Raw genomic sequence first — 23,113 nt, forward strand, 5'->3', positions numbered from 1 at the left:
GGGGCGTTTCGTTTGCGGTGTAACCTCGCCGCTTTACAGGCCTGGCTTCGGTTCAGACGGCGAAGGCGCAGTGCCGTGCGTCGCTCATCATGCGGCGCCAGTCTGTGGCCTCGATGGCGATGAGGGTGCGGTGGTCGCCGCCTTCGAAATAGATCTCGTCATCGTCATGCAGCCGGCTGTCGAGCAGGTCGTCATCGACCACGAAATCCAGCCCATAGGCTTCGCCCAGCGGTGGGATCGCGCCGAACTCGCAGTCCGGGAAACTCATCGCCGCTTCGGCTTCACTCAGCAGCCTGACGTCGCAACCGAGGCTGGCGCCAAGGCGGGCGAGATCGACATGGCGCGAGGACGGCAGCACCGCGAGCACGTAATCGTCGCCGGCACGCATCATTACGCCTTTGGCCACGTTCTTGCCCGAAACGTGGGCTGCATGGGCGGCCCTGGCGGCAGCGAACGTGCGCGAATGGGGGATCTCGTCGTAGCTCGTGCCGCAAGACCTGAGATATTTGCGTAAGTTGGGTGAAATGGCCATGGCGTCCTCCTGCGTGTCGCGGAAGCGCGGGGGCGGCCTGTTCATTGCTGGTACGGCAATCGGGGGCAGGGGGCCGTACGGAGCGCCAGGTCGAACCAGCGCATTCCATGGCGCACGATACCAGAGCCCGCCGATTCTGCCAATCGAAGCCCGGCGTGAAAACGGCACACGCCAGCCCGGTCGCAATGGCCGGGCCGGCGTCAGGTCATGTGTGCATTTCGGCCTTGCGCTTCAGGCGCGCGCGCCGACGGGTATCGCCGCTTCGAGAACGGGGCCGCGCGCGATTGGCGTCTCGGCCATATCGATCCCGGAACGTTCAGCCTTGCGTCGATAGGCAGCTGCCATGGCGCGGTGCATCTGGCGGGCTTCAGGGTCTGCCGTGGAGTTGGCGAGACCGTCATGCATCTGCGCGCGCTCAATATATTCGGCCGACGAAAGATTACTTTCCATTCGTCATCCTCCGGATCCATCATTGCCGCCCGGGCGTCGCTCGCAAGTCAAGCGAGGGCGGACACGCCGGAACTCAAGCGGCATTACGCCTGCCCGATCTTTCCGGCAACTTAAAAAAGGCAAGTTACGCCACAATTGCCCCGATGGAAACCGCTGGTGCTGCATTTGACCGCTTCTAAGTCGCACCTAGTAGAATATTCCAGGACGGGGGTCGATTGCATAACTGTTTAGTGTCTTTCTGTCCGTGGCGTCGACTTCGGTCAGGATCACCTGATACCCCCACAAGTCGGCAAGGTGCTGCAGGACCTGTCGCGCTTCCTCCCGCTGGAGCAGGACGCGGTCACGCACGTTGTGTTCCAGCATCAGCTTGCGATCGCTGTCGAAATCGACGTCGACGATCTGGATGTCCGGATCGATGCTGGCGACGTCGTGGTGCCGCGCCAGGGTGCGCCGGATTTCCTGATAGCCCTGTTCGTCATGAATGGCGGCGACTTGCACTTCGTCGTCCTTTTCGCGGTCGTCGAGCTTGAACAGGCGCCACTTGCGGATCAGGTGCGGGCTGAGGAACTGGGCGATGAAGCTTTCGTCCCGGTAATTGGCCCAGGCGTCCTTGAGAACGTCCAGCGGATCGCCGCAGCCCGCGAAATCCGCGAACCACCTGCGGTCCTCGTCCGAAGGATCCCGGCAGATCCGCTCTATGTCCTCCATGATCCCGAACCCCAACGCATAGGGATTGTGGCCGGAATAGTGCCCCGAATCGTAAGTCGGCTGATAGAGCACGTTCGAATGCGAGTGCAGGAATTCGAGGAAGGCGCCCTCGGTAATCTGACCGGTTTCGTGGAGCCGCTTGAGGATGCGGTAATGGACCCAGACCGCGCAACCCTCGTTCATCACCTTGGTCTGGCGCTGGGGGTAAAAGTACTGCGCGATCAGGCGGACGATGCGCAGGATTTCCCGCTGCCAGCCGCGCAGGCGAGGTGCGCTTTTCTCCAGGAAATAGAGCACGTTTTCCTGCGGCAGGCCCAGTGACTTCTGGCGCATGTCGCGCGATTCGCGTTGGGCCGGCTTCTTGTTGGGCAGGGTGCGCCACAAGGTGTTGTAGGTCGATTCCTCATGGGCGCGCCGTTCTTCCTCGCGCCTCCTTTCGGCGTTGAGATTGAGCGGTGCCGCACGCGGATAGCGGTGGATGCCCTGCTGCATCAGGGCATGGGCGGAATCGAGAACGCGTTCGACTTCGGCCTGGCCATGGCGTTCCTCGCAGCGGGCGATGTAGTGCCGGGCAAACTCCAGGTAGTCGAGAATGCCTTCGGCATCGGTCCATTGCCGGAAGACGTAGTTGTTCTTGAAGAAATGATTGTGGCCGAAGGCGGCATGGGCGATCACGAGCGTCTGCATCGTCGCGCTGTTCTCTTCCATGACGTAGCTGATGCACGGGTCGGAGTTGATCACCAGCTCGTATGCCAGCCCGCGCAGACCCTTGCGGTAGAGCAGGTCGTTGGCGAGAAACTGCTTTCCGAACGACCAGTGCTTGTAGAAGATCGGCATGCCGGTGGAGGCATAGGCATCGAGCATTTGCTCCGAGGTGATGACCTCGATGCGGTTGGGATAGACGTTGAGGTCCAGCTCGCCGATGGCGATGTTCTCGCAGGCTTCGTAGATGCGCTGGAGCGTGTCGAAGTTCCAGTCGCTGCCGGAGTAGAGAAGGGTGGAAGCTGGCGCGTTCATGAGGTGCGCGCCGTGACGCCGCGCCGGCTGAACAGGTCGCGGAACACCGGGTAGATGTCCTTGCGCGAGTGGACCCGGCGCATGGCGAACTTGCCACCGGCATCGCCGATTTCGGAATAGGCCTGCCACAGGTTGGTGGCCCGTTCTTCGCCCGTGACGCCGCCCGACGGCGGGTTGGAAACCTCGAGATAGGCCGCGTACTGCACGATCGGCAGGATTTCGTTGCGCATCAGGGCCGTGGTCTGGGGGTTGTCGCGCGTGAAGTTGTCCCCGTCCGAGGCCTGGGCAAGATAGATGTTCCAGTCGAGCGGCGAATAGCGGTCCTTCACCACGGCCAGCATCTCCTCGAGCGCGGAAGAAACCCGCGTGCCGCCGGTTTCGGTGCTGTAGAAGAAGGTCTCCTCATCCACTTCCTGCGCCGAATCCGTATGGCGGATGAAGACGATCTCGACGTGGCGGTAGCAGCGCGTGACGAAGAGGTAGAGGAGGATGAAGAAGATCTTCGCCAGTTCCTTCATGTGCTCGTTCATCGATCCCGAGACGTCCATCAGGCAGAAGATGACGGCCTGGGAAATCGGCCTGCGTTCCTGCTCGAAGCGGCGATAGCGCAAGTCGATCGGGTCGATGTAGGAGATCAGCGTGCGGCGCCGGTTGAGCACCACTAACCGTTCGCGCAGGGCATCGAGCGTGGCGCGGTCCTTTTCGGTCGGGCGGGGCTTGGCCTCCAGCCTGGCGATTTCCTTTTCCAGTTCCTCGATCTCAGCAGTGGTCGGGCGGCGCAGGGCCAGCCGGCGCGACATCGCGTTGCGCATGGTGCGCGGAACCGAGAGCGAGGAGGGGGAGCCCGAAGTCGTGTAGCCGGCCCGGCGGATGTCGAAGGAATCGCTGCCGGTCAGCCGCCGCTTGGCAAGATCGGGGAGTTCCAAGTCCTCCAGGAACAGGTCGAGGAATTCCTCGCGGCTGAGCACGAAGCGGAACTCGTCTTCGCCTTCGCCGGTGCCCGCCTCGTCGCCGCCGCCACCGCTGCCGCCCGGGGGGCGCTTGATCCTGTCGCCGGTGCGGAAGACCCGGTTGCCGGGAAGAACGTGATCGCGATTGCCGCTGTGGCTGTCCCGGCGGAAGGTCGGTTCGTTGATGCCGCCGGTCTTGATGCTGACTTCGCCTTCGCTCTCAATCTCGCGGATCTTGCGCGATGTCAGCGAATCCCGGACCGCACCGCGCACGGTATCTCGCGCGCGGCGCAGGAAACGCTGGCGATTGACCAGGCTCTTGCCGCGTGGGTTGAGGCGTCTGTCTATAATATGCATGTCGGGTCAGCACACCTCCTTCGCTCCCGCTGCTGCTATTCCGCCTGCTTGACGCGCATGTACCATTCGACGAGGCGCCGGACCTGGCGGGGCGTGTAGCCGCGGTCGACGAGCCGGGTGACGAACTCGTCGTGCTTGCGTTCCGTCTCGCTGTCCCGCTTGGACGAGAAGCCGATGACCGGCAGCAGGTCCTCGACCTGGCTGAACATGCGCTTCTCGATGACCTCGCGGATCTTCTCGTAGGAATTCCACTTCGGATTGCGGCCATTGTTGTTCGCCCGCATGCGCAGCGCGAACTTGACCACTTCGTTGCGGAAGTCCTTGGGATTGGCGATCCCGGCTGGCTTCTCGATCCGCGTCAGTTCCTGGTTGATGACATCGCGGTCGAGCATCTGGCCAGTGTCCGGATCCTTGAAGTCGAGATCCTCGATCCACGCATCGGCATAGGCGACGTAGCGGTCGAACAGGTTCTGGCCGTAGTCCTCGTAGGATTCCAGATAGGCTTTCTGGATTTCGTTGCCGATGAATTCGGCGAAGCGCGGTGCCAGTTCACCCTTGATGAATTCCAGGTACTGCGCCTCGGTTTCGGCCGGGAGCTGCTCTTGCCGCACCATCGATTCCAGCACGTACATCAGGTGCACGGGATCGGCCGCGATCTCTTCGGTGTCGTGGTTGAAGGTAGCCGCCAGCGCCTTGAAGGCAAAGCGCGTGGACATGCCGTTCATGCCTTCGTTGACACCGGCGTTGTCCTTGTACTCCTGCATCGTCTTGGCGTGCGGATCGATGTCGCGCAGCATCTCGCCGTTGTAGATGCGCATCTTCGAATAGATGCTGCTGTTCTCCGGCGCCTTGAGCCGGGTCAGCACCGAGAAACGGGCCAGCATGTCGAGCGTGCCGGGCGCACAGGGCGCTTCGGCCAACTGCGAGTTGTTGAGCAGCTTTTCGTAGATCTTCCGCTCTTCATCGATGCGCAGGCAGTAGGGAACCTGGATCACGTAGATGCGGTCGATGAAGGCTTCGTTATTGCGATTGTTCTTGAAATTCTGCCACTCGGCCTCGTTCGAGTGGGCGAGGATCACGCCGGAGAAGGGGATAGCGCCGATATTTTCGGTGCCGATGTAGTTGCCTTCCTGCGTTGCCGTCAGCAACGGGTGCAGCATCTTGATCGGCGCCTTGAACATCTCGACGAATTCGAGAACGCCCTGGTTGGCGCGATTGAGGCCGCCCGAGTAGCTGTAGGCGTCCGGATCGTTCTGCGAGAGTAGTTCGAGCTTGCGGATATCGACCTTGCCGACCAGCGACGAAATGTCCTGGTTGTTCTCGTCGCCCGGCTCGGTCTTGGAAATGGCGATCTGCCGCACCCGCGAGGGTTGCATCTTCGCCACCGTGAAGCGAGAGACGTCCCCGCCGAACTCGTCGAGCCGCTTGCGCGCCCACGGGCTCATCAGACGGGAGAGGTAGCGGCGCGGAATGCCGTAGGTTTCCTCGATCTCCGGGCCGTCGACGTCGGGATCGAAGATCGCCAGCGGGCTTTCGAACACCGGGCTTACGTCGTCTCCGGCCTTGAGTACGTAGATCGGATGGGCTTCCATCAGCGCCTTGATCCGTTCCGCGATGGAGGACTTGCCGCCGCCGACGGGGCCGAGCAGGTAGAGGATCTGCTTCTGCTCCTCGAGCCCCTGCGAGGCATGGCGGAAGAACGAGACGATGCGCTCTATCGTGTCTTCCATGCCGTAGAATTCGGAGAAGCTGGGATAGACCCGGATCGTCCGGTTCATGAAGATGCGGCCGAGCCTTGCATCCTTTGCGGTATCGACGAGTTCCGGTTCGCCGATTGCAGCCAGCAGGCGTTCTGCCGCACCTGCATAGAGCATGCTGTCATCGCGACACTTGCTCAGGTACTGCTCCAGCGTCCACTCGGTTTCCCGGTGTGCTTCGTATGAGCGCATGAACTTCGAAAAGAGATCGTTCGTGGCCATCGAGAATACCTCGCCTGCCTCTGCTTTTCAGAATCGAAGAGTAACAAATTTAGCCTTTGCCTACCAGTAATTAGATGCGGTGCCGGGGTGTCGGTGCGGGGGCGGAGCTGCCTTCGGGGGGCGGTGCAAGCCAGTGAAACTCGGCCATTCCCGCGGGCAGCCGGGGGTATTCTTGACGGTCTAAATAGTTGTGGAAACTATTTTACGGGCCTGCAAATACATCTTCTGCCGATGTAATCAGCACGGTTTTCGCACCGAATCACCTTGCTGGCAGATGTCGCTCCGGAATGGCGGCGAGGTGCCGCTGAGTCGCTCATAGGCTCGCTTCGACAACCGGGAATGGCGACGCCAAGGCCATGATATCGGTTGCCACTCAGGCTACTGCGAAGAATTCCTTAACCACGTTCGGGCAGGCTTTTTCCCAAGCGCTACAGCGTATTGGGCGCGCTCGGTGGTCCCCCGCGTTCAGCATTGGCGTGGCCCATATCTGGTCAATTGCTCGGGGGTCGCGCAATGCGATGCTAACGAATGTACGCCAAGGAAAGCATCCGAGATGCGCGACACCGTGCCGCAGCGATGACTGGAGATGCTTTTGCCATGGCGAACGAGAAGGCTTACAAGTGCCGTGACTTCGCACAGCTCGATAGCGAGAACTACGCGAGCTACCCTGCGATAAAGACGATCGTGGAGAAGCATGGGCCCAAGGCGCTCGACAAGCTCTATGCGCGCATCGCGGCGGACGATCATGCCAGCAGCCTGCTGCCGACCCAGCAGATCCGCGATCATGCGGCCCGTGCCCAGCTTGCGCACTGGAACGCGCTTTTCTCGCACCGCTTCGACGACGAGCAGGTGCAACGCTCCGAGAAGATCGGCCGCGTTCACTCCGAAGTCGGCCTCGATCCCTCGTTCTACATTGGCGGCTACGCTCTCGTTCTCGAAGAGATGATCGAGCGGGCACTATCCTCCGGATTGCATAACCCGCTCAGCGCGCGCAAGACCGGCAAGATGATCGCCACTTTCGTGAAAGTGGCGCTGGTCGACATGGAAGCCGCGATGTCGGCCTATTTCCGTGAGGAAGAACGCGCCCGCCGCGCCGTCATCGCGTCGATGGGCGAGGCCCTGCAGGCGATGAAGGACGGCAACCTGCAGGCGCAGCTTTCCGACCTTCCCGAGGAATACAAGGAAATCACCCACGATTTCCATGAGATGCGGCGGGAGCTGAGCTCGATCATCGTCGATATCTCGGATGCGGCCGGCAACATCGAGACCGGCTCGCGCGAGATCAGCGCGGCCGCCAACGACCTGGCCGACCGCACGGAGCGTTCTGCCGCTGGCATCTCCCGCACGGCGGAAGTGATGAGCGAGGTCAATCTCGGCATCCAGTCGACCGTTGCGAGCGTGAAACGCGTCAACGATTCCATTGCCGAGGTCGACAATCAGGCCGCGGCCGGTGGAGAAATCGTCACCGACGCGATCGACGCTATGGACAAGATCAAGCATTCCTCGGAAGAGATCGGCCAGATCAGCGAAGTGATCGAGAACATCGCGTTCCAGATCAACCTGCTGGCGCTTAATGCCCGGGTCGAGGCAGCGCGCGCCGGAGAAGCCGGCAAGGGCTTTGCGGTCGTTGCCAGCGAAGTCGGCGCCCTTGCGCATCGCACCAGCGATTCCGCCAAGAGCATCAAGGAACTCATCTCCAAGTCGAACGGCGACGTTCTGGCCGGCGTCGATCTGGTGGCGCAGACCAAGTCCGCGCTGGAAGTCATCATCTCGCGCCTTGCGGTTGCCCGTAGCGAGGCCCGCGACATCGCCACGAGCGCCTCCACCCAGGCCGACAGCCTGCAGGAAATCAACGACGAAGTGCAGCGCATGGAGACCTCGACGCAGCAGAATGCGGCGATGGTCGAGGAATCCAACGCCGCCACCCGCACGCTTTCGCAGGAGGCCAGCCGCCTGACCGAGATCGTCGGCCGCTTCCGGCTCGAGAGGCGCAACAAGGTCCGCGATGAAAGCGATAGTGCCGTGCAGGCTTTCGCACGGCCGGAGCACGCCGAGAACGAGGATCTTGCCCTGCATCGTCGCTACGGCTGATGTCATCGGCCACGCGCCGCTCAAAGGCCCTTCGCTAACGTCAGTCGAGGGCAGGGTGCGTGGCTGGACAATTCGGTATTACCCCGAGGGGCTGGGGCACGAAGCATCGGGATTAATCGGGGTATCCTAGGGCCTTAGTGCCCAATCGGCCGCGACCTCCTGGAGCATGGCCCGAGGCATCCGGGCCGGGACCGATCCCGCGCAGCAATGGCTGCGCCGCACGGGCCGTCATAAGCATATCCCGCTCCATCGCGAAGCTGGATACTCTTCGCAGGCAGTCCCGGATTCCTGTCATATTTTCGTAGGTTATATATCGGATAGTTGCCATCGCCGGTGTCGCGCGCTGCCCAGCGCGCCTTTGCCGGCGCGCGCATCCCGTACCCGCATGGAAGGCCCCTGACGTCGCTTCCGGGCTGCATGTTCCTTTGGGGTTAGAGCCTGCACAGCACGGAGTGGACCTGCCCCTACTGCAGGCCGCGCGTTTCGCACGCCCCAACGAGCACCGGCTTGCTGCACTGCAGAATTGCTGATTTAATGCCGTCAGGCAATGCGTTGCCGGGTCGCTTAAAACAGCCAGCACTTAAGCGATCAGACTAGCCAAAGATTGCAGCTTCGAAGGGGCGGAACCATTCGCCTCTTCGTGAGATTTGACTTTTCTGTTGCGCATGACCCCGGGAATGCTCTGATGTACGCCAGACCACAGCCACTTGCCAAATATCAGCCTCGCCCCGATGCGCCTGTAGACCAGGGTGCATTGATCGATTTGCGCGCCTTCATGCAGGTCCTGCGGCGGCGCAAGAAGCTGGTCATGATCGTCAGCCTGATCGTCTTCGCGATCGTCGCGGCCATCTACTTCATGATCCCGCCGCGCTACGTGGCGACCACGACCGTGGCGCTCGAGCGTGGGTCCGAACAGGTCCTCAAGGTCGATCAGGTCGTGCCCAATGTGGCTCCGGACTCCGCAGCGGTCGATACCGAAGTGGAAGTGCTCAAGTCGCCCGAACTTGCAGGCGAGGTCGTTGACAAGCTTCAGCTCACCAGAGATCCGGAATTCAATCCGGCCTTGCGCGATGGCGAGGATGCGCCGGTCGAGACGCAGCGCAACTGGGCGATTGCCCATCTGCTCGGCAACCTGGGCGTGAAGCGCAACGGTTTCTCCTACGCCATCGACATCGACTACCAGTCGGAATCGCCGGGCACCGCGGCCAAGGTCGCCAATACGCTGGCGCAGACCTACATCGACAACCAGAAGGAATCGAAGGCTGGCGCGACAAGCCGGGCCAGCAGCTTCCTTGAAACGCAGCTCGAGAACCTGCGCGGCCAGGTGCAGAGCGCCGAGGCCGACGTTGCCCGCTATCGCGCGCAGCACGGACTGTTCGACATCGGTCAGAACAGCAGCGTGACGCAGGCGGAACTTTCCAGCCTCAACGGCCAGCTGGCGCAGCTGCGTGCCGATCAGGCCGAGGCCGATGCGCGCCTGTCGACCGCCCGGGCCCAGCTTGCCCGCGGCAGCAACGGACAGGAACTGGGTGAGTCCCTCGATTCCCCGGTCGTCAGCAACCTGCGCGCGCAGCGCGCCAAGCTGAGCGGACGCGTCGCGTCCCTGCGCCAGCAATTCGGTCCGAAGTATCCCGAACTAGCCGCAGCCAAGCAGGAACTCGCCGATATCGACGAGCAGATCGAATCCGAGGTCAGGCGCATCGTTGCGAATCTCAGCAACGAGGCCAATGCTGCGCATCAGCGCACGGCATCGATCCAGGGCTCCCTCGGCCGTGCGGAAGGCACACTGGCGAGCGACAATGCCGCCTCGGTCGGCCTGTCTGAGCTGGAGCGCAAGGCCGAATCCGCGCGGACCCTCTATCTCTCGCTGCTGGACCGCTACAAGCAGACCCAGGCGCAAAAGGGGCTGGAGCGCAGCAATTCCTACATCGTCGCCCTGGCACGCATCCCGGGCATGCCGGCATTCCCGAACGTCATCGTTTTCGCCCTGATCGGCCTGATCGGCGCCGTCGCCACCTCGACTGTCGTCGTGGCCGTGATGCAGCTGCTCGACCGCGGCGTGGAAACGACAAGCAATCTCGAAAAGCGGCTGGGCGTCACCGTCCTCAATTCCATCCCGGACACCAAGCACCTGCCCGAACTGGCGGATCTGAGCGAGCCGATTCACCCGACCCAGCTGGTGGTCGAGCGTCCGCAATCATCGTTCGCGGAAGCCTTCCGCTGGTTGCAGACCTCGATCCAGATCAACCAGCCCAAGCGTGGGCCGGTGGTCGTCGCCGTGACGTCCGCGCTGCCCAGCGAGGGCAAGACGACCGTTGCGCTATCGCTGGCGCGTTCCGCAGCCATGTCGGGCAAGCGGGCGGTCCTCGTCGATTGCGACTTGCGGCGCCGGGTATCCAACCCGGGTTCCGGCTTCGAGGGCTCGATCGGCCTGCGCGCATTGCTGGCAAACGAGGGAGAGCTCAATCAGGCGCTCTACGTCGATCCGGAAACGGGCCTGTTCATCCTGCCGCGCCGCAATGACGAGCAGCATATACAGCCCTTTGCCGATACGCAGGAATTCGCAAACATCATCGCAGCCCTGCGCGCGCAGTTCGATTTCATCGTCCTCGACACGCCGCCCGTCCTCACGATCGACGACAGCCGTTCGATCGCGGCCAAGGCAGACAGCACGATCCTGATGGTCCGCTGGCGCAAGACGCCGATCCGCGCCGCCGAACTGGCCCTGCGCCAGCTCGAGACGGTGGGCGCCAACGTGATCGGCGCAAGCCTGTCGATGGTCGACATTTCAGCGCAGGCGAGCATCGGCTACGAGGATGCCAGCTACTATTACGGCGCGTACAAGACCTACTACGCGTGAGCCTGATCGGGTTCGAAAAGAAGTGAATTGGCATGGATGAACTGGGCGCCACCGGTCCGCATTTCGGACTGCCCATTCTGGTGCCGGCAACGCTGGTACTGGTGATCATCGCGCTTCTGGCGGGCCGTCGCATAGAGGGCCTGCCGGGACGCTTCCTGTTCCTGGCCATCTGGCTGCGCATGATCCTGGGCGCCTATCACGTCTACATGTTCAAGCCGATGTTCGCAGGAATGTCGGGCAATGCGCTGGTTTCGATCATCATCACCGGGCTGGCCTTCCTCGTGATCCGGGCATCGCACCTGGCGCTCAAGGTGCTGGTGCCGACCTACCTGATCATGTTTCTTGTGGCGATCAGCGGTGCGCTCAATTCCGACATGCCGGGCGTAATGACGGTGACGGTCAAGTACGGCTACTTCGTCGTGCTGCTGATCGCGACGTTCGAGGCCCTGCGGCAGGACCGTGACGAGATGCTGATGCCGCTGATGATCTGGGCCTTTTCGCCATTGTTGCTGTTCCAGTGGCTGTCGGTCGCACTCCACTTGCCCAAGGGATCGGAAATGGGGGACGGCTTGGTGTGGATCGGTGGCTACAATCACGAAGCCGCCTTCTCGGTGTCGCTTTTGCTGGCGTTCCTCGTGGGCTGTTTCGCACACCGTCTGAACCCGTTTATCCGGTTGGGCTACCTGGCCCTGGTCGCCATCGGTATCTTCCTTGCCGGTTACCGCACGACGCTGATGGCCTCGGTTCCGCTGGTGGCGACGGTGTTCTGGGCCTCGATCACCCAATACGTCAGCCCGACCCAGCGCCGTGTCGTCGCGGCAACGGCACTGGTCGTGGCTTTCGTGGCAGTTCTGGGCATGGCGGTAATCAATTACGACCGCTTCATCGACCTCGGCACTTTCCTCAGTAATCCCGATGCGCTGATCAAGCCGCCCCGGGAATTCACGCAGGTCGAACGGCAGATCCTCTCGGCCCGCCCGCTGATCTGGAGCGAATACATCTTCGCCTACAAGGACGGCACGTCGCTGCAGCACCTGTTCGGCTTCGGTCCGGAATCATGGTCCAGGGGCTTCGATGTCTATCCGCACAACACGATCATCGGCACGCTCTATGAACTGGGCGCCGTCGGCGTGTTCGCCATGCTGCTTTTCTGGGCAACGATGGCGGTAACGGCGCTGCGCGCGCGCCGCCACGACCTGCCGATGCTGATCGCGGCCCATCTCAGCTTCCTGATCCTGAACATGGGCACGATGCCGTTCTGGCAGCTGGAAGGTCTGGCACTCTATGCCGTGCTGTGCGGCTATACGCTGTTCAGCGCCCGCGCGCGGATCTACGACTGGTCCGATCCCCATGCCGAGGAAGAGGAGCCGGTGACGGTGCACTTCCCGGTGGCTGAGGAGCGGTACGGACGCCCCTACCGCTTCAGCTAGCGCCCAGCTCTGCGCAGGCGATCTCGAAAGCCTCGGCGCGGGTCGTCGCGCTTCGGTATCCCTCGTAGACGCCGGTCCACTGACGAGCGAAGCCGCTGACCTTGCCGTAATTGTTGTCGAGCGCGACATGCGGAATGTCGAGCAGTACCGACAGGATGTGCGCGTGGAGCCGGTCGGTCACGACCACGCGGCCGCGCGAAAGCATGGCAAGACCGCGCTGTACGCGCCGCTCGGCGAGGGTTTGGTAGCGGCGCAGGCGCTTGTCCTGTTCGCCTCGTCCCAGCAGGCGGGCCAGCTTCGCCCGGGCCCTGAGTTGGAGCTTCTCGCGTCCGTCCTCATGAAGCCAGTCCACTTGTTCCACCCCGGCCGGAACCGGCGATGGGTCTGCGGTACGCTCGTGATCGGTGCGCAGCAGGGCCAGGATCGGCTCCTGCGAGGCGCGGCGCCTTTGCGGTCCCATCATCAGGGCGCTGTCGGGTGCGAGCCGAACGTCGCAGTCGAACTGGCGCCGGGCGAATTCGAACGAAGCGGCATCGCGCGTCAGCAATGTGAAGGCGCCATGGGCCTCGATCGCACGCGCCATCTTCGCCGCCGCCGCCTCGTCGTTATAGTGGATCGATTGCGGCAGCTGGACGATCGGACGGCCCGGGAAGCTTTCCAGCAGGTGCAGTCGCAGTTCCTCGTGCTTCATCCAGCTCGTGCCGAAATTGCCGCCGCCGTGGATCAGGATCGGCCCTTCGGGGCAGGTCTGGCGCAGGTCATCGACATGCAGGTTGTTCAGCGCGGCGGTGTAGGCAGGCGTCCGGTTCCTTGCGTGCAGCCACGCCATCTCGCCGAGCCAGATGGCCGAATCCCCGACATTGGAGTGATCGGGAAAGTCCACCAGCGCGAGGGCCCCGGCCGGTATCGTCTGCGAGAAGACATCGTCCAGTTCCGCACCGAGTGCGCGGATGAGGGCGTGGGCGGAGAGCCTTTGCTGCATGCGGGAAAACTCGTTCATCGAAACTTTCCGAGGGTCTTGAGGGCAAGTCCTCGCCAGACCGGGCTGAGTGCGATCACGGCGACGCCATAGACCAGCACTCCGATCAGCATGTTGAGGAGGAGAACCAGCCACGATCCCGCCAGTTCCGGCATCTTGGGGTGGGCGACGAGCGCGCGGGTGGCGGGCATGGTGAAGTGGAGGACCAGCCCCATCAGCACCGAAGCCGTCAGCGGCTGCCAGATCGCGCCCCAGGTATGGCGCAGGCCGATCCCGGACACGCGTGCCAGCAGGAAGATCTGCAGCGGCAGCGTCAGGTACGAGCGCACAACATAGGCGCAGGCTACCGCGAAGACCCCATAGGGTGCGGCGATGAGCGTGAAGAGCGCGGTGAGGCCGAGCTGGGTCAGCGAGATTGCCAGCAGGCTCCTGCTTGCCCCCAGCGCGCCCAGCGACGGCGAAGCGAACTGGTTGAGCGTGAAGGGGATGGCCATGAAGGCGAAGACTTGCGCCAGGTCGCCGGCCGCGGCCCACTTGTCGCCGAAGACGGTGGGGATTGCCAGCGGCGCCAGCACGCCGAAGCCTACCAGTGCGGGGAAGGATATGATCGCGGCCTTCGAGATCATCCACTGATAGGCGCGCGCCAGCTCGACCCGGTCGTCCTTGACCCGCGCCAGCGTCTGCATTGCCACCGTGGTGAAGGGACGGATCGCGCCGTTGGAGATGATATCCACGGTGCGCCAGGCCGTCCGGTAGATACCGACCGCGACGACGCCGATGACGTTGCCGATGACCAGCTCCTGCAGGCGCGTTGTGGCGATATAGACGAGCTGCACCGCAGTAAGGCTGCCGTTGATGCCCAGATTGCGCTTGAGGATATTCCAGTGCCAGTTCCAGCCCGGCCTCCAGCGATAGGCATGACGGGACAGGACGGTGCTGATGATCTCGGTAACGATGCGCTGGATCACCAGTGCCCACAGCCCGAAGCCGAGCAGGGCGGCAACGATGGCCGTGCCACCGCCGCCGATGCCGCTGGCGACCGAGCGCAGCGCCGTGGTCTTGTGCCCGAATTCGCGCAGGCGCAGCGCCATGTGCGTCTGGCCCAGCGCGGAAATGGGCAGGACCACGCTCAGCACCTGAAGCGGCAGCGCGATCTGCGGCGCGTTCATGAAGGCGGCGAAGGGCTGGGCCAGCGCGATGATGATGGCGCTCGTCGCCAGCGAAAAGCCCATGTGGCTGCGATAGACGGTGTCCGTGAAGGCGTCGGTCAGTTCCGATTCGCGGGCCACCGTTTGGGTCAGGCCGGCCATGCTGATGGTGCGGAACACTTCGGCGAAGATCGCCATGAGCGCGAAGGCGCCGATGTCGGCGCGCGTGAGCAGACGCGCCAGCAGCACGAAGACGATGAAGGAGAAGACCTGGTCGGATGCGAAGCGCAGGATCGACCAGCCGATCGAATGCTTGCTCTGCTTGCGCAGCTGCGTGTCGAACCGCGCCCCTTGCGAGGAGGCGTAGGGATCTTTCGCGAGGGATTCAGTTGCCACGCAGGACGCTCAGCTTCTTGGCACGAATGCGTTGACGGTCGATCCAGCGCGCAAGGCGCTGGCGCGGGGCATGGTAGGCAGCGCCGCGCCCGACGCTGAAACGCTCCGTGCCAATGCCTGAAGGCACGAATTCCTCCACGATCGGGGCTGGAAACAGGGCGTAGTTGCGCACCCCGTGATCCCACGAGCGGTCCATCTGGTCGTCGATCGGTCGGCGGACGGTGGCGCAGGCTTCCAGAAAACGCCGCGCGCCTTCCAGTGTGATCGCATAGCCCTGCGTGCCGTAAGGATGGCCCACCAGTTCCACCACCGAGCGCGAATGCTGCAGGAAATTGCGCCGCACCACGCGGTTGAAGGTGGGCACCTTGGCATAGAGGCGCAGATAGGGGATCGAATGGGTTTCCAGATCGGTTGCGCACAGCTGTTCGAGAAAGGCCCAGTCGACGATGACGTCGTCTTCCAGGACGATGCATTGCCGTGTGCCGTTGCGCACCATCTCCTGCCACACCGCGAAGTGGCTGGAATAGCAGCCGCGCTCGCCCTTCGTGAGCTGTCGGCCCTTGTTGCGCTCCACCGCCTGTTCGTCATAGATCAGGCCGTCGACCAGTTCGGTGCGGGCATCGAAAAAGCGCCATGGCACTTTCGCGTCGCGCGCGCGCGTCGAGAACGCATTGCGGCGTCGATGGTCATCGGTCATCGAAATGACGATAACCGGGCAGGGTGATGCGTTTTCAGCCATTCTGGTTAGGCACGATAATCCGCTGGATCGCATTTAACTGGCCGTGGCGGGCATCGTCCAGTTGCGCATTGGGGGTGTCGCGACGAAGCAAACCGGATTTCACGCTGCAACGCAACAGCATCAGGCCGTCAAAGTCAGCCTGACGCGCCATGGTGAGCCAATTTAGCGGTTAAGTTGCTGCGAATCGCTATTTTGCACGCCTCGGCCAGCATTAGGACCGGTTCGTCTTCGCAATTGCGGGATGCGCTTGACCCCTTGGAGTGACTGGGCAAGCGTTGTCCGCGTTCATGAATGCCAATACCGGTCCTGCTTCAGGGGTAACGATGTCTCCACCATTGATCAGCGTAATCATTCCGGTCTGGAACGGCAGCGACGTGATCGGCCGGTGCCTGACCGCGCTGCGCGAACAGACGATGCCAGCCGGGCAGTTCGAGGTTATCGTGGTCGACAACGGGTCGACGGACAATACGGTCAAACTGGCGTGCACCTTCCCGGAAGTCGTGGTCTATACCGAAGATCGCCCCGGCTCCTACGCCGCGCGAAACCGCGGTCTCAGACATGCGCGCGGACATTATATCGCCTTTACCGATGCCGATTGCCGACCTGATCCGAAATGGCTGGAAAAGGCGCTGGAAGCGGCTGAGCGCAACCCCAGGGCCGGTGTCCTGGCGGGGCAGATCGGCCTGTTCGAGGAAGGAGATTTCTCCAGCGCCCTGTTCAGCGATTACGAGCGCCTTTTCAGCTTTCCGCAGGCACTCGCCCGCCGCGGCAACTGCGCGACGGCCAACTGGATGAGCCGGCGCGAGATCTTCGACAAGCTCGGCGGTTTCGACGAAAACCTCAAGTCGGGTGGTGACAGGGCCATGGCGCTGCGTATTCGCGGGGCCGGATATCCGCTCGTATATGTGCCCGAAATGATCGTTGGGCACCCCGTTCGTGCTACCCGTGAAGAATTAATCCGAAAACGTCGCAGGCTCAGCGGTGGCCGATGGGACAGGACGCAACCATCGGGAAGACTTGCAAGAGTTCTGGGAGTCACGTTATATGACACAGCAAGACGAATAAGACGCGTATGGATGACGCCCGGTCTCACTATTGGCCGCAAGGTTGCGTTGATGCGCCTCACTATGGACCTTTCGGTCGTTGCTACTCGTGAATACTGGCGGCTATTTCTTGGCCGCCGATCCGCAAGACAGTGAATTGATCGGGGTTCTGAATGACGTTTCCCAAGTTCTCTGTGGTATTGCCGCTCTACAACAAGGCCGATCATGTCGCGGCCTCGATCGAGAGCGCGCTGAAGCAGAGCTTGCCTGCCCTCGAAGTGATCGTGGTCAACGACTGCTCAACCGATGGCAGCCGCGAAATCGTGGCGGCCATCGATGACGAACGCGTGCGCATTTTTGACCGGGATCAGCCCGGGCCTGGCGGCTATGCCGCGCGAAACCTCGCCATTCGCGAAGCGCGGGGTGACTGGATCGCGTTCCTCGATGCCGACGATTTCTGGCACGATGATCATCTGGAGATACTGGCGGGTGCCATCGCCAAGGCGCCTGCGGCCGGTGTCGCGGCGACCCGCTTCAACCACGTATTCGATACCCATAGCCAGCCCCAACGCATCGCCCGGCGCCTTGAAAACGGTGCCGTGCTCGACTTTGCGCAGTTTCTCGAAGCCTGGCTGGAAGTGCGCGAATGCCCGATGTGGACCGGTGCGATCGCCTTGCGGCGAGACCTGTTGCTCGAAGCCGGCCTCTTTCCTGAGGGGCGGGCCGTGCGCGGCGGTGACAAGGACCTCTGGCTCAGGGCCATGCGGCATTCGGTGTTCACCTACGATTCCCGGTTTACCGCCGACTTCAGTCGCGATTCCACGAACAAGGTCAGCAAGTCGACGAACACGCTTTCGACACCCTGCCTGATCGATACGGCGCGGGCGATGCTTTCCGGCGCGGGGCCGCGGGAGAAGCACCTGTTGCGCCTCCTCATCAACCAGGAAATCGCGCATTATGCGCGCTATTCGCTCAAGCTGGACAATCGTATCCGCATTCCCTTGAGCGATGTCGCCCTGCCGGAAGGCTGGGGCACTCTGGCATTGCTGGCCGTCACGCGCTGGACGCCAGCGTCCTGGCGCAAGTCGGCCTATCAGTTGATCAAATCAGTTCGTGCGAAACATATCGGGGCAGGGCAAACCGTATGAACAGGACATCGATGTCCGCGACCTACATGATCGCGCGGGCGATTTCGGGGGCGTGTATTCCCATGGTCGCCTTCGGGGTCACGACCGTACCGGCCATGGCACAGAGGTATGACCCCTTCAGCAAGCTCGGAACCTTGGGCGCCAGCGGCAATCCGCTGGACGAAGATCAACCGGAAAGCGTGACCGGGCGCTCGCGGCCCGAATATGCAACGGTCCCGATTCAGGCAGGTTCGCTTCAGATCATGCCGCAGGTTTCGGTAAGCTCCGAATTCGAAGACAACGTTTATGCGCAGGAGAACAATCGAACCAGCGACGTAAACGTCACTGTCCGTCCACGCCTCTCGATCTCGCGGCCATCGGAAGGCTTTGCTTGGTCGCTGGCGGGCGAATACGAGGCCACACGTTTTTTCAAGCTGACTTCCGAAAACACCAATGACTACGCCTTCAAGGGCGGCTTGCAATACCAGGTCGGAAGCACGACCACCTTCCAGGCCAACGTCCTGCATTCGCGCAATTCGGAGCAACGTTCCTCGCCTGACTCCCCGACCGGGATCATTCGGCCGAACCGTTTCAAGCTGACCGAAGGCTATGCCGACATCCGGCACAGCTTCAACCGTGTCAGCTTGCAGGCGACGGCCGATTACCAGCGACTGACCTATCGCGACAATTTCAACAACCTCGGCGAAGTGGTCGATCAGAGTTTTCGTGATCGCCAGGTCTATACGGGCGGCTTGATCGCCCAGTATACGATGAGCCCAAGCTTCGCCATATTTGCCGCCGGCTCGGCTAACAAGCGTGATTACCGGACACGGATCGGCCCGGTGCCGGCGCGCGATTCCACCGGATACGAACTGGCGCTGGGCGCGAACTTTGCGGTGGGGCACCTGATGCGCGGAACGCTGCGTGCCGGCTACTTGCGGCAGAACTACAAAGACCCGACCTTCAGTGACAACAAGGGTCTGCTGCTGCGCGGGGAACTGGCCTATTACGTCACGCCGCTGGTGACACTGACGGCCAAGATCGATCGGACGGCGAGCGACACCGGCGTGCGGCAGGCGGGGGGGTACGTAAAGACGACGGCAACGCTCCAGGCCGATTACGAATTGAAGCGCAACCTGATCTTCCATCTCGAGGCGGGCAACGAAAACCGCAATTACAACGGTATCGATCGTACCGACAATCGCTTCACCGGGCAGGTCAAGGCGACCTGGCTGTTGAGCCCGCGCTGGTCGCTCCAGGCCGGCTTCAGTCATCGCGGCCAGGACAGTTCGGGCGTTTCGAGCGGACGGGATTTCAGCGAAAACCGCGCTTTCGTCAGCGTCCTCTTCAAGGGGCTCTAGGCAAAACTGCGGAGCTGCCCGAACGGACCGCCACCGGTTGGCGGCGGTCCCGTGCAGGTCAGCCTTGCGATTTTGCGGCAGAAGCTTCGCGGCAGCGCCGGAGGAGGTCTTCGGGCACCAGTCGGTTGACGTAGCCTTCCGATCCCTTTTCCGAAATTAACTTGCCCGGATTGCCACCGACCACGCCCTTTTCGGGCACGGTCTTGGTGACCACGGCATTCGCGCCGATGGCGCAGTCGTCGCCCAGATGGATATGGCCGATGATCTTCGCCCCTGCGCCAATGAAGACGCGGTCGCCCAGAACCGGCGATCCTGCGCGCGATCCACGGTTGGCCTGGCCGAGCATCATGCCGTGGGTCAGGTTGGCATTGGCACCAATCACGGCATCGCCGTTGATGTAGATGCCGCCGAATCTGTTGATGAACAGGCCGGGGCCGATCACCGTGTATTCGGGAATGGCGATGCCGTATTTGTAGCGACAGCGCAGCAGCATCCACTTGGATAGGGGATAGAGACCGAAGGCCTTGAACCGCCGTGTCTTCAGGTAGCCACAGGTGCGCATGTGCACAGTGTACTTGTAGCCCGGCGTAAACAGAAAATGGCGCCAGAATGCCTTCGCATCGGTGCGCCCGCCGTAGCGATAGAGGTCTGCCGTCAGCAGCAGGCGCAGTTCCCTGAACGTCCGGGCGCAACCGCGCTGGTGGTTCTCACTCAGCTTTGCCGGTTGCAGTCGAGACATATCATTCAAAAGTAGCGCTCCCCGATGCGGATCGTGTCGCCCGGTGCCACGGGAATGCCCGCGGTCAACTTGTAGGGATGTTCGTCATCCTCGCCGGCGCCCTTGATGTAGACGCGCTTTTCATTGGCGCGGTAGGTGAAGCCACCGGCCTTCGCGACAGCATCCCTAATGGTTAATCCCAAGGAGTAAGGGTATTCACCCGGCTTGCCGACTTCACCCAGGATATAGATCGGGCGATAGCTGCCTACCTCGACGGCAACGCTCGGCTCGGTCACGTAGCCGCTGGCCAGCCCGGCCGTGATCGTTTCCTGGATGGCCGATGGCTTGACGCCTGCGGCCTTGATGTTGCCGACGAGCGGGAAGGCAATGGTTCCCTCGGACGAGATCACGAAGTCGCCGCTCAGGGCCGGTAGCCCGTAAGTGGTAACCTTGATCGTATCTCCGGGCGCGAGCTGAAGTTCCACGTTCCTGCTTTCGCGTGGCTTCTCGCCCGCAAGGACGGGGTGCGGTGCACTGACAGCGGTCAGCGCGAGAGTGAGTGTCAAAGCCTGAAACCATTTCTTGGCCATCGTTCGCCTCATTTTCTGTCTTCTGCCGTTTACGCCGTTTTTCATGAAGTCTGACCACTTGCCGCGATCTTGGGGCGGTGCGCCGTGACGGATTTGCGCCGGGTGGCGGCCAACCTGTCGATGATCTCCCAATATCTGCCCGTGGTCTGCATAATATCGAACTTGTGTGTAATGGATGTCGCGGTTGCGCCCTTCGCATCGCGCGTGGCCGGATCGTAAACCAGGCGCAGGGCCTGGGCGAATGCCGACGCGTCATTGGTCGGAACGACCACGCCGGCATCGCACTGTACCATGCCTTCGTTTTCGTCTCGCGGTCTATTGAGGAGGATCTCCGATGGACCGGAAGGACAGTTCGTGGTCACGACGGGCAGGCCGCAGGCCATGGCCTCGACCATACCATTGGGGAAGCCTTCCGCGTTCGAAGGCAGCGCGAACAGCGTTGCCCGTTTGAGTACGGCGAAGGGATTGTCGATGAAACCGGGCAGGTGGACGCGGTCCTGCAGGCCGAGTTCGGCAACCTGCGCTTCCAGCTTCTCGCGTTCCGGGCCTTCGCCCAGGATGACGAGCGAGCAAGGCAGTGCGGACTGCGCGAAGGCATCGATCAGCATCGAGAAATTCTTGTTGGGTACGAGGCGGCCGGTCGCAGCGATATATTCGCCCCCGACGGCGATCGCCGGTTCGCCCGCGCCCAGATCCTCGATCAGATCGTGGTCGACGGGGTTGAAGACGATCGACACCCGGTCCTGCGGAACCGCGAAATTGTCGTGCAGGTCCTGCGCCACGCCATCGGATACGGCGATGACGTGATCGGCCGAAGGATAGGTAAGGCGCAGCAGCAGCTTGCTGGCCAGCGAGCGCAGGTGTCCCCCGAAATGGGCGGTGCTGTTCACGCGCTCGCTGATAATGCAGGCCGTGCGCAGGCCCCGCGTGGCGAGGATGTTGCCGACGTTGGCTCGCGACAGGAAGCTGAGCGTCACATCCGGATTTATGCGCGCATAGAGGCGGCGCAGCGCCACGATGCTGGGCAAGAACTTGCCCTTGCAGTCAAGCTGGATCACCTCGATCCAGTCGGGCACGGCATAGGCATCCGGCTCCCTGTCGAGGAGAACCAGCGTAATATCGTAACGCTCCCGCCAGGGGGCGGAAGCGCGCAGCAGGGTCGTCATGATCCTCTCCGCCCCGCCACCGGCGAGGGAATTGATCACGAAGACGGCCTTCTTCTTTCTTGCGGAACCTGACATCATCATTATTTGGCGGAACGCGAAGCCGATCGAGCGATGCTTACTGCACCGTTGGGAATTGCCGCGACCGACCGATAGAGCGCAGCGGTCTTGAACGCTGCGGCATCCCAGTCGAACCGCTTCTTGACTGTTCGCGAGTCAGAACTCCGCGCCTTGTGATTGGTTGCCAGCAGGTTCGAAAGCCGCTCGACATCCCCAACCGGGAAATAGCAGTCATCGCCCAGGCCCAGGTCTCGATTGGCCTGGATGTCGCTGAGCAGCATGGGCGCTTCGCAGGACGCGGCTTCCAGCGCCGCGATCGGCAGGCCTTCATGGTAGGAGGGCATCACGAACAGGGCACAATTGTCGTAGAGGCATTTGAGCACCGGGCGCGTCTGGAAACCGAGGAATCGGATCCGCTCACTTTCATGCGAACGCAGTTCCCGGGCGTATTCGGAATCGTGGTCTGCGTCGCCGGCAATCGCCAGGACCCAGTCATCGCCCAGTTCCGCCGACTGGAACGCCTTGATCAGGTCGTGAAGGCCCTTTTCGGGGACAAGGCGACCGACGGCGACAGCATACTTCTTGCCGGTCAGACCGAGGGCGGCATGAATTTCGGCCACATCGACGCCATCGGAAGGCAGTTTGGGCGTGCCATTGGGGATGTAGGAAACCTTGTGCGCCTGCGATGGAAAGATCTCGCGCAAGTGATCAGCCAGGGATGGCGAGATCGCGATTACGCGATCGGCCCAGATCAGGCCCGACCGTTCGCCGACGCGCAGGATCATCTTGGCCATCTTGCCCCACTTCGCGCGCTCGTAGTCGGCGCCATGGTGGGTCACGATCACCTTGAGGCCGAGGAGGCGCGCAAGCGGTGTCATGAGCGCCGGGCCGATGCCATGGATGTGCAGGACATTAGCCTTGTTAAACCAGGCGTAAAGCGTTGCGACGAAAGTGGCGACGATCGCTTCGAACGAACGCGAGCGCGGAGCAGGGAGCGGTGTGAGCGCGATACTCTCGAATGTGCGCCGCTCCGGGTCGACATAGGGCGCCCGGCACAGGACATTGATGTCCAAGTCATTGTTGGCCGATTTGATGCGCGGCAACAATTCCTCGCAGTGACTCTCAATCCCGCCCATGACACGAGGCATCCCTCGAAGGCCGGTAACGAATATCTTCATGGCGCTTGCCCTGTTCGAGTGCGTACGCCGCCATCGCTCTATTGCCAATAATCTAGAGCCTCAGACAAAAGACTTACCCCGAAAGGGGTAGGCCAATCCGATGCGACGACATTGTTCCACGTTTATTCTGATCGACTCAGTATCAAGTGCTTCAATACTAAGCAGACGATAGCTGTCCGTTGAATCGAATGATAGCCTGCCCCAATGGGTACTTGAACGCCTATTGTGCACTGCAGC

The 23,113-nt window shown here is 62.1% G+C and carries 19 protein-coding genes; 6 read left to right on the plus strand and 13 right to left on the minus strand.

The genetic code is table 11. The features are described from left to right. Positions 1 to 52: 52 nt before the first annotated feature. From SPHV1_RS08265 to SPHV1_RS08285, 5 genes are all read right to left on the minus strand, one after another. The gene (locus SPHV1_RS08265; RefSeq protein ID WP_231634584.1) at positions 53 to 577 is read right to left on the minus strand and encodes an aminoacyl-tRNA deacylase; all 525 of its coding nucleotides are present in this window, start codon (positions 575 to 577) and stop codon (positions 53 to 55) included. A 186-nt stretch (positions 578 to 763) separates the two neighbouring features. Then, positions 764 to 982, minus strand: a complete 219-nt coding sequence (locus SPHV1_RS08270) for a hypothetical protein (protein WP_054945566.1) — start codon at positions 980 to 982, stop codon at positions 764 to 766. A gap of 186 nt (positions 983 to 1,168) precedes the next feature. Continuing rightward, positions 1,169 to 2,707: a SpoVR family protein gene (locus tag SPHV1_RS08275; RefSeq protein ID WP_054945567.1), complete on the minus strand. Its 1,539-nt coding sequence runs from the start codon at positions 2,705 to 2,707 to the stop codon at positions 1,169 to 1,171. Next, positions 2,704 to 4,014 carry a YeaH/YhbH family protein gene (locus tag SPHV1_RS08280; protein ID WP_054945568.1) on the minus strand — a complete coding sequence of 437 codons (1,311 nt, stop codon included), beginning with the start codon at positions 4,012 to 4,014 and terminating at the stop codon, positions 2,704 to 2,706. Before SPHV1_RS08280 ends, SPHV1_RS08275 begins: the two co-directional genes overlap by 4 nt. Positions 4,015 to 4,049: 35 nt before the next feature. Next, entirely contained in the window at positions 4,050 to 5,993 is a 1,944-nt protein-coding gene (locus tag SPHV1_RS08285; RefSeq protein WP_054945569.1) for a PrkA family serine protein kinase, read from the minus strand. Positions 5,994 to 6,590: 597 nt separating this feature from the next. Here SPHV1_RS08285 and SPHV1_RS08290 point away from each other — a divergent pair. The 3 genes from SPHV1_RS08290 (at position 6,591) to SPHV1_RS08300 (ending at position 12,374) form a co-directional block, all read left to right on the plus strand. Then, positions 6,591 to 8,084, plus strand: a complete 1,494-nt coding sequence (locus SPHV1_RS08290) for a globin-coupled sensor protein (protein ID WP_054945721.1) — start codon at positions 6,591 to 6,593, stop codon at positions 8,082 to 8,084. 685 nt (positions 8,085 to 8,769) lie between these two features. Continuing rightward, complete coding sequence (locus SPHV1_RS08295; RefSeq protein ID WP_054945570.1) at positions 8,770 to 10,944, plus strand: polysaccharide biosynthesis tyrosine autokinase; 2,175 nt, start codon at positions 8,770 to 8,772, stop codon at positions 10,942 to 10,944. 32 nt (positions 10,945 to 10,976) lie between these two features. Beyond that, positions 10,977 to 12,374 (plus strand): O-antigen ligase family protein, encoded by a 1,398-nt coding sequence (locus SPHV1_RS08300; RefSeq protein ID WP_054945571.1) that lies wholly within the window; start codon positions 10,977 to 10,979, stop codon positions 12,372 to 12,374. Here the strand turns inward: SPHV1_RS08300 and SPHV1_RS08305 are convergent. The 4 genes from SPHV1_RS08305 to SPHV1_RS24905 are packed head-to-tail and all read right to left on the minus strand — an operon-like array spanning position 12,367 to position 15,787. After that, entirely contained in the window at positions 12,367 to 13,374 is a 1,008-nt protein-coding gene (locus SPHV1_RS08305) for a polysaccharide pyruvyl transferase family protein (RefSeq protein ID WP_054945572.1), read from the minus strand. The two genes, SPHV1_RS08300 and SPHV1_RS08305, sit on opposite strands and share 8 nt — an antisense overlap. Beyond that, a complete protein-coding gene (locus SPHV1_RS08310) occupies positions 13,371 to 14,897 on the minus strand; it encodes a lipopolysaccharide biosynthesis protein (RefSeq protein ID WP_054945573.1) in 1,527 nt (508 codons plus the stop codon). The genes SPHV1_RS08305 and SPHV1_RS08310 overlap by 4 nt, the downstream gene beginning before the upstream one ends. Continuing rightward, positions 14,887 to 15,636: a glycosyltransferase family 25 protein gene (locus tag SPHV1_RS08315; RefSeq protein ID WP_054945574.1), complete on the minus strand. Its 750-nt coding sequence runs from the start codon at positions 15,634 to 15,636 to the stop codon at positions 14,887 to 14,889. The genes SPHV1_RS08310 and SPHV1_RS08315 overlap by 11 nt, the downstream gene beginning before the upstream one ends. Beyond that, complete coding sequence (locus SPHV1_RS24905; RefSeq protein ID WP_156367286.1) at positions 15,629 to 15,787, minus strand: hypothetical protein; 159 nt, start codon at positions 15,785 to 15,787, stop codon at positions 15,629 to 15,631. Before SPHV1_RS24905 ends, SPHV1_RS08315 begins: the two co-directional genes overlap by 8 nt. Positions 15,788 to 15,923: 136 nt before the next feature. On the opposite strand from SPHV1_RS24905, the gene SPHV1_RS08320 reads away from it, so the two are divergent. The 3 genes from SPHV1_RS08320 to SPHV1_RS08330 are packed head-to-tail and all read left to right on the plus strand — an operon-like array spanning position 15,924 to position 19,167. After that, positions 15,924 to 16,835, plus strand: coding sequence for a glycosyltransferase family 2 protein (locus SPHV1_RS08320; protein WP_054945575.1), 912 nt, complete (start codon positions 15,924 to 15,926; stop codon positions 16,833 to 16,835). Between the two features lie 17 nt (positions 16,836 to 16,852). Continuing rightward, a complete protein-coding gene (locus tag SPHV1_RS08325) occupies positions 16,853 to 17,827 on the plus strand; it encodes a glycosyltransferase family A protein (protein ID WP_054945576.1) in 975 nt (324 codons plus the stop codon). Then, complete coding sequence (locus SPHV1_RS08330) at positions 17,824 to 19,167, plus strand: outer membrane beta-barrel protein (RefSeq protein WP_231634585.1); 1,344 nt, start codon at positions 17,824 to 17,826, stop codon at positions 19,165 to 19,167. The genes SPHV1_RS08325 and SPHV1_RS08330 overlap by 4 nt, the downstream gene beginning before the upstream one ends. Before the next feature lie 58 nt (positions 19,168 to 19,225). Here SPHV1_RS08330 and SPHV1_RS08335 read toward each other — a convergent pair whose 3' ends face one another. Genes SPHV1_RS08335 through SPHV1_RS08350 form a run of 4 tightly spaced genes read right to left on the minus strand, consistent with a single transcriptional unit; the run spans position 19,226 to position 22,876 of the window. After that, positions 19,226 to 19,906 carry a serine O-acetyltransferase gene (locus tag SPHV1_RS08335; RefSeq protein WP_054945578.1) on the minus strand — a complete coding sequence of 227 codons (681 nt, stop codon included), beginning with the start codon at positions 19,904 to 19,906 and terminating at the stop codon, positions 19,226 to 19,228. Between the two features lie 5 nt (positions 19,907 to 19,911). Continuing rightward, positions 19,912 to 20,487, minus strand: coding sequence for a polysaccharide biosynthesis/export family protein (locus SPHV1_RS08340; RefSeq protein WP_231634586.1), 576 nt, complete (start codon positions 20,485 to 20,487; stop codon positions 19,912 to 19,914). A gap of 29 nt (positions 20,488 to 20,516) precedes the next feature. Further along, the gene (locus tag SPHV1_RS08345; protein WP_231634587.1) at positions 20,517 to 21,680 is read right to left on the minus strand and encodes a glycosyltransferase; all 1,164 of its coding nucleotides are present in this window, start codon (positions 21,678 to 21,680) and stop codon (positions 20,517 to 20,519) included. Positions 21,681 to 21,721: 41 nt separating this feature from the next. Continuing rightward, complete coding sequence (locus SPHV1_RS08350) at positions 21,722 to 22,876, minus strand: glycosyltransferase family 4 protein (RefSeq protein ID WP_054945580.1); 1,155 nt, start codon at positions 22,874 to 22,876, stop codon at positions 21,722 to 21,724. Between the last annotated feature and the right edge of the window lie 237 nt (positions 22,877 to 23,113).

This window comes from Novosphingobium sp. KN65.2 (genome assembly GCF_001368935.1).
GTDB classification, from domain to species: domain Bacteria; phylum Pseudomonadota; class Alphaproteobacteria; order Sphingomonadales; family Sphingomonadaceae; genus Novosphingobium; species Novosphingobium mathurense.

Coding starts and splice junctions, on each gene's coding strand:
- SPHV1_RS08290 (WP_054945721.1), top strand. CDS start 6,591: ATGGCGAACGAGAAGGCTTACAAGTGCCGTGACTTCGCACAGCTCGAT.
- SPHV1_RS08285 (WP_054945569.1), bottom strand. CDS start 5,993: ATGGCCACGAACGATCTCTTTTCGAAGTTCATGCGCTCATACGAAGCA.
- SPHV1_RS08295 (WP_054945570.1), top strand. CDS start 8,770: ATGTACGCCAGACCACAGCCACTTGCCAAATATCAGCCTCGCCCCGAT.
- SPHV1_RS08340 (WP_231634586.1), bottom strand. CDS start 20,487: ATGAGGCGAACGATGGCCAAGAAATGGTTTCAGGCTTTGACACTCACT.
- SPHV1_RS08315 (WP_054945574.1), bottom strand. CDS start 15,636: ATGGCTGAAAACGCATCACCCTGCCCGGTTATCGTCATTTCGATGACC.
- SPHV1_RS08350 (WP_054945580.1), bottom strand. CDS start 22,876: ATGAAGATATTCGTTACCGGCCTTCGAGGGATGCCTCGTGTCATGGGC.
- SPHV1_RS08330 (WP_231634585.1), top strand. CDS start 17,824: ATGAACAGGACATCGATGTCCGCGACCTACATGATCGCGCGGGCGATT.
- SPHV1_RS08335 (WP_054945578.1), bottom strand. CDS start 19,906: ATGTCTCGACTGCAACCGGCAAAGCTGAGTGAGAACCACCAGCGCGGT.
- SPHV1_RS08305 (WP_054945572.1), bottom strand. CDS start 13,374: ATGAACGAGTTTTCCCGCATGCAGCAAAGGCTCTCCGCCCACGCCCTC.
- SPHV1_RS08325 (WP_054945576.1), top strand. CDS start 16,853: ATGACGTTTCCCAAGTTCTCTGTGGTATTGCCGCTCTACAACAAGGCC.
- SPHV1_RS08280 (WP_054945568.1), bottom strand. CDS start 4,014: ATGCATATTATAGACAGACGCCTCAACCCACGCGGCAAGAGCCTGGTC.
- SPHV1_RS08300 (WP_054945571.1), top strand. CDS start 10,977: ATGGATGAACTGGGCGCCACCGGTCCGCATTTCGGACTGCCCATTCTG.
- SPHV1_RS08320 (WP_054945575.1), top strand. CDS start 15,924: ATGAATGCCAATACCGGTCCTGCTTCAGGGGTAACGATGTCTCCACCA.
- SPHV1_RS08275 (WP_054945567.1), bottom strand. CDS start 2,707: ATGAACGCGCCAGCTTCCACCCTTCTCTACTCCGGCAGCGACTGGAAC.
- SPHV1_RS24905 (WP_156367286.1), bottom strand. CDS start 15,787: ATGGCGCGTCAGGCTGACTTTGACGGCCTGATGCTGTTGCGTTGCAGC.
- SPHV1_RS08265 (WP_231634584.1), bottom strand. CDS start 577: ATGAACAGGCCGCCCCCGCGCTTCCGCGACACGCAGGAGGACGCCATG.
- SPHV1_RS08270 (WP_054945566.1), bottom strand. CDS start 982: ATGGAAAGTAATCTTTCGTCGGCCGAATATATTGAGCGCGCGCAGATG.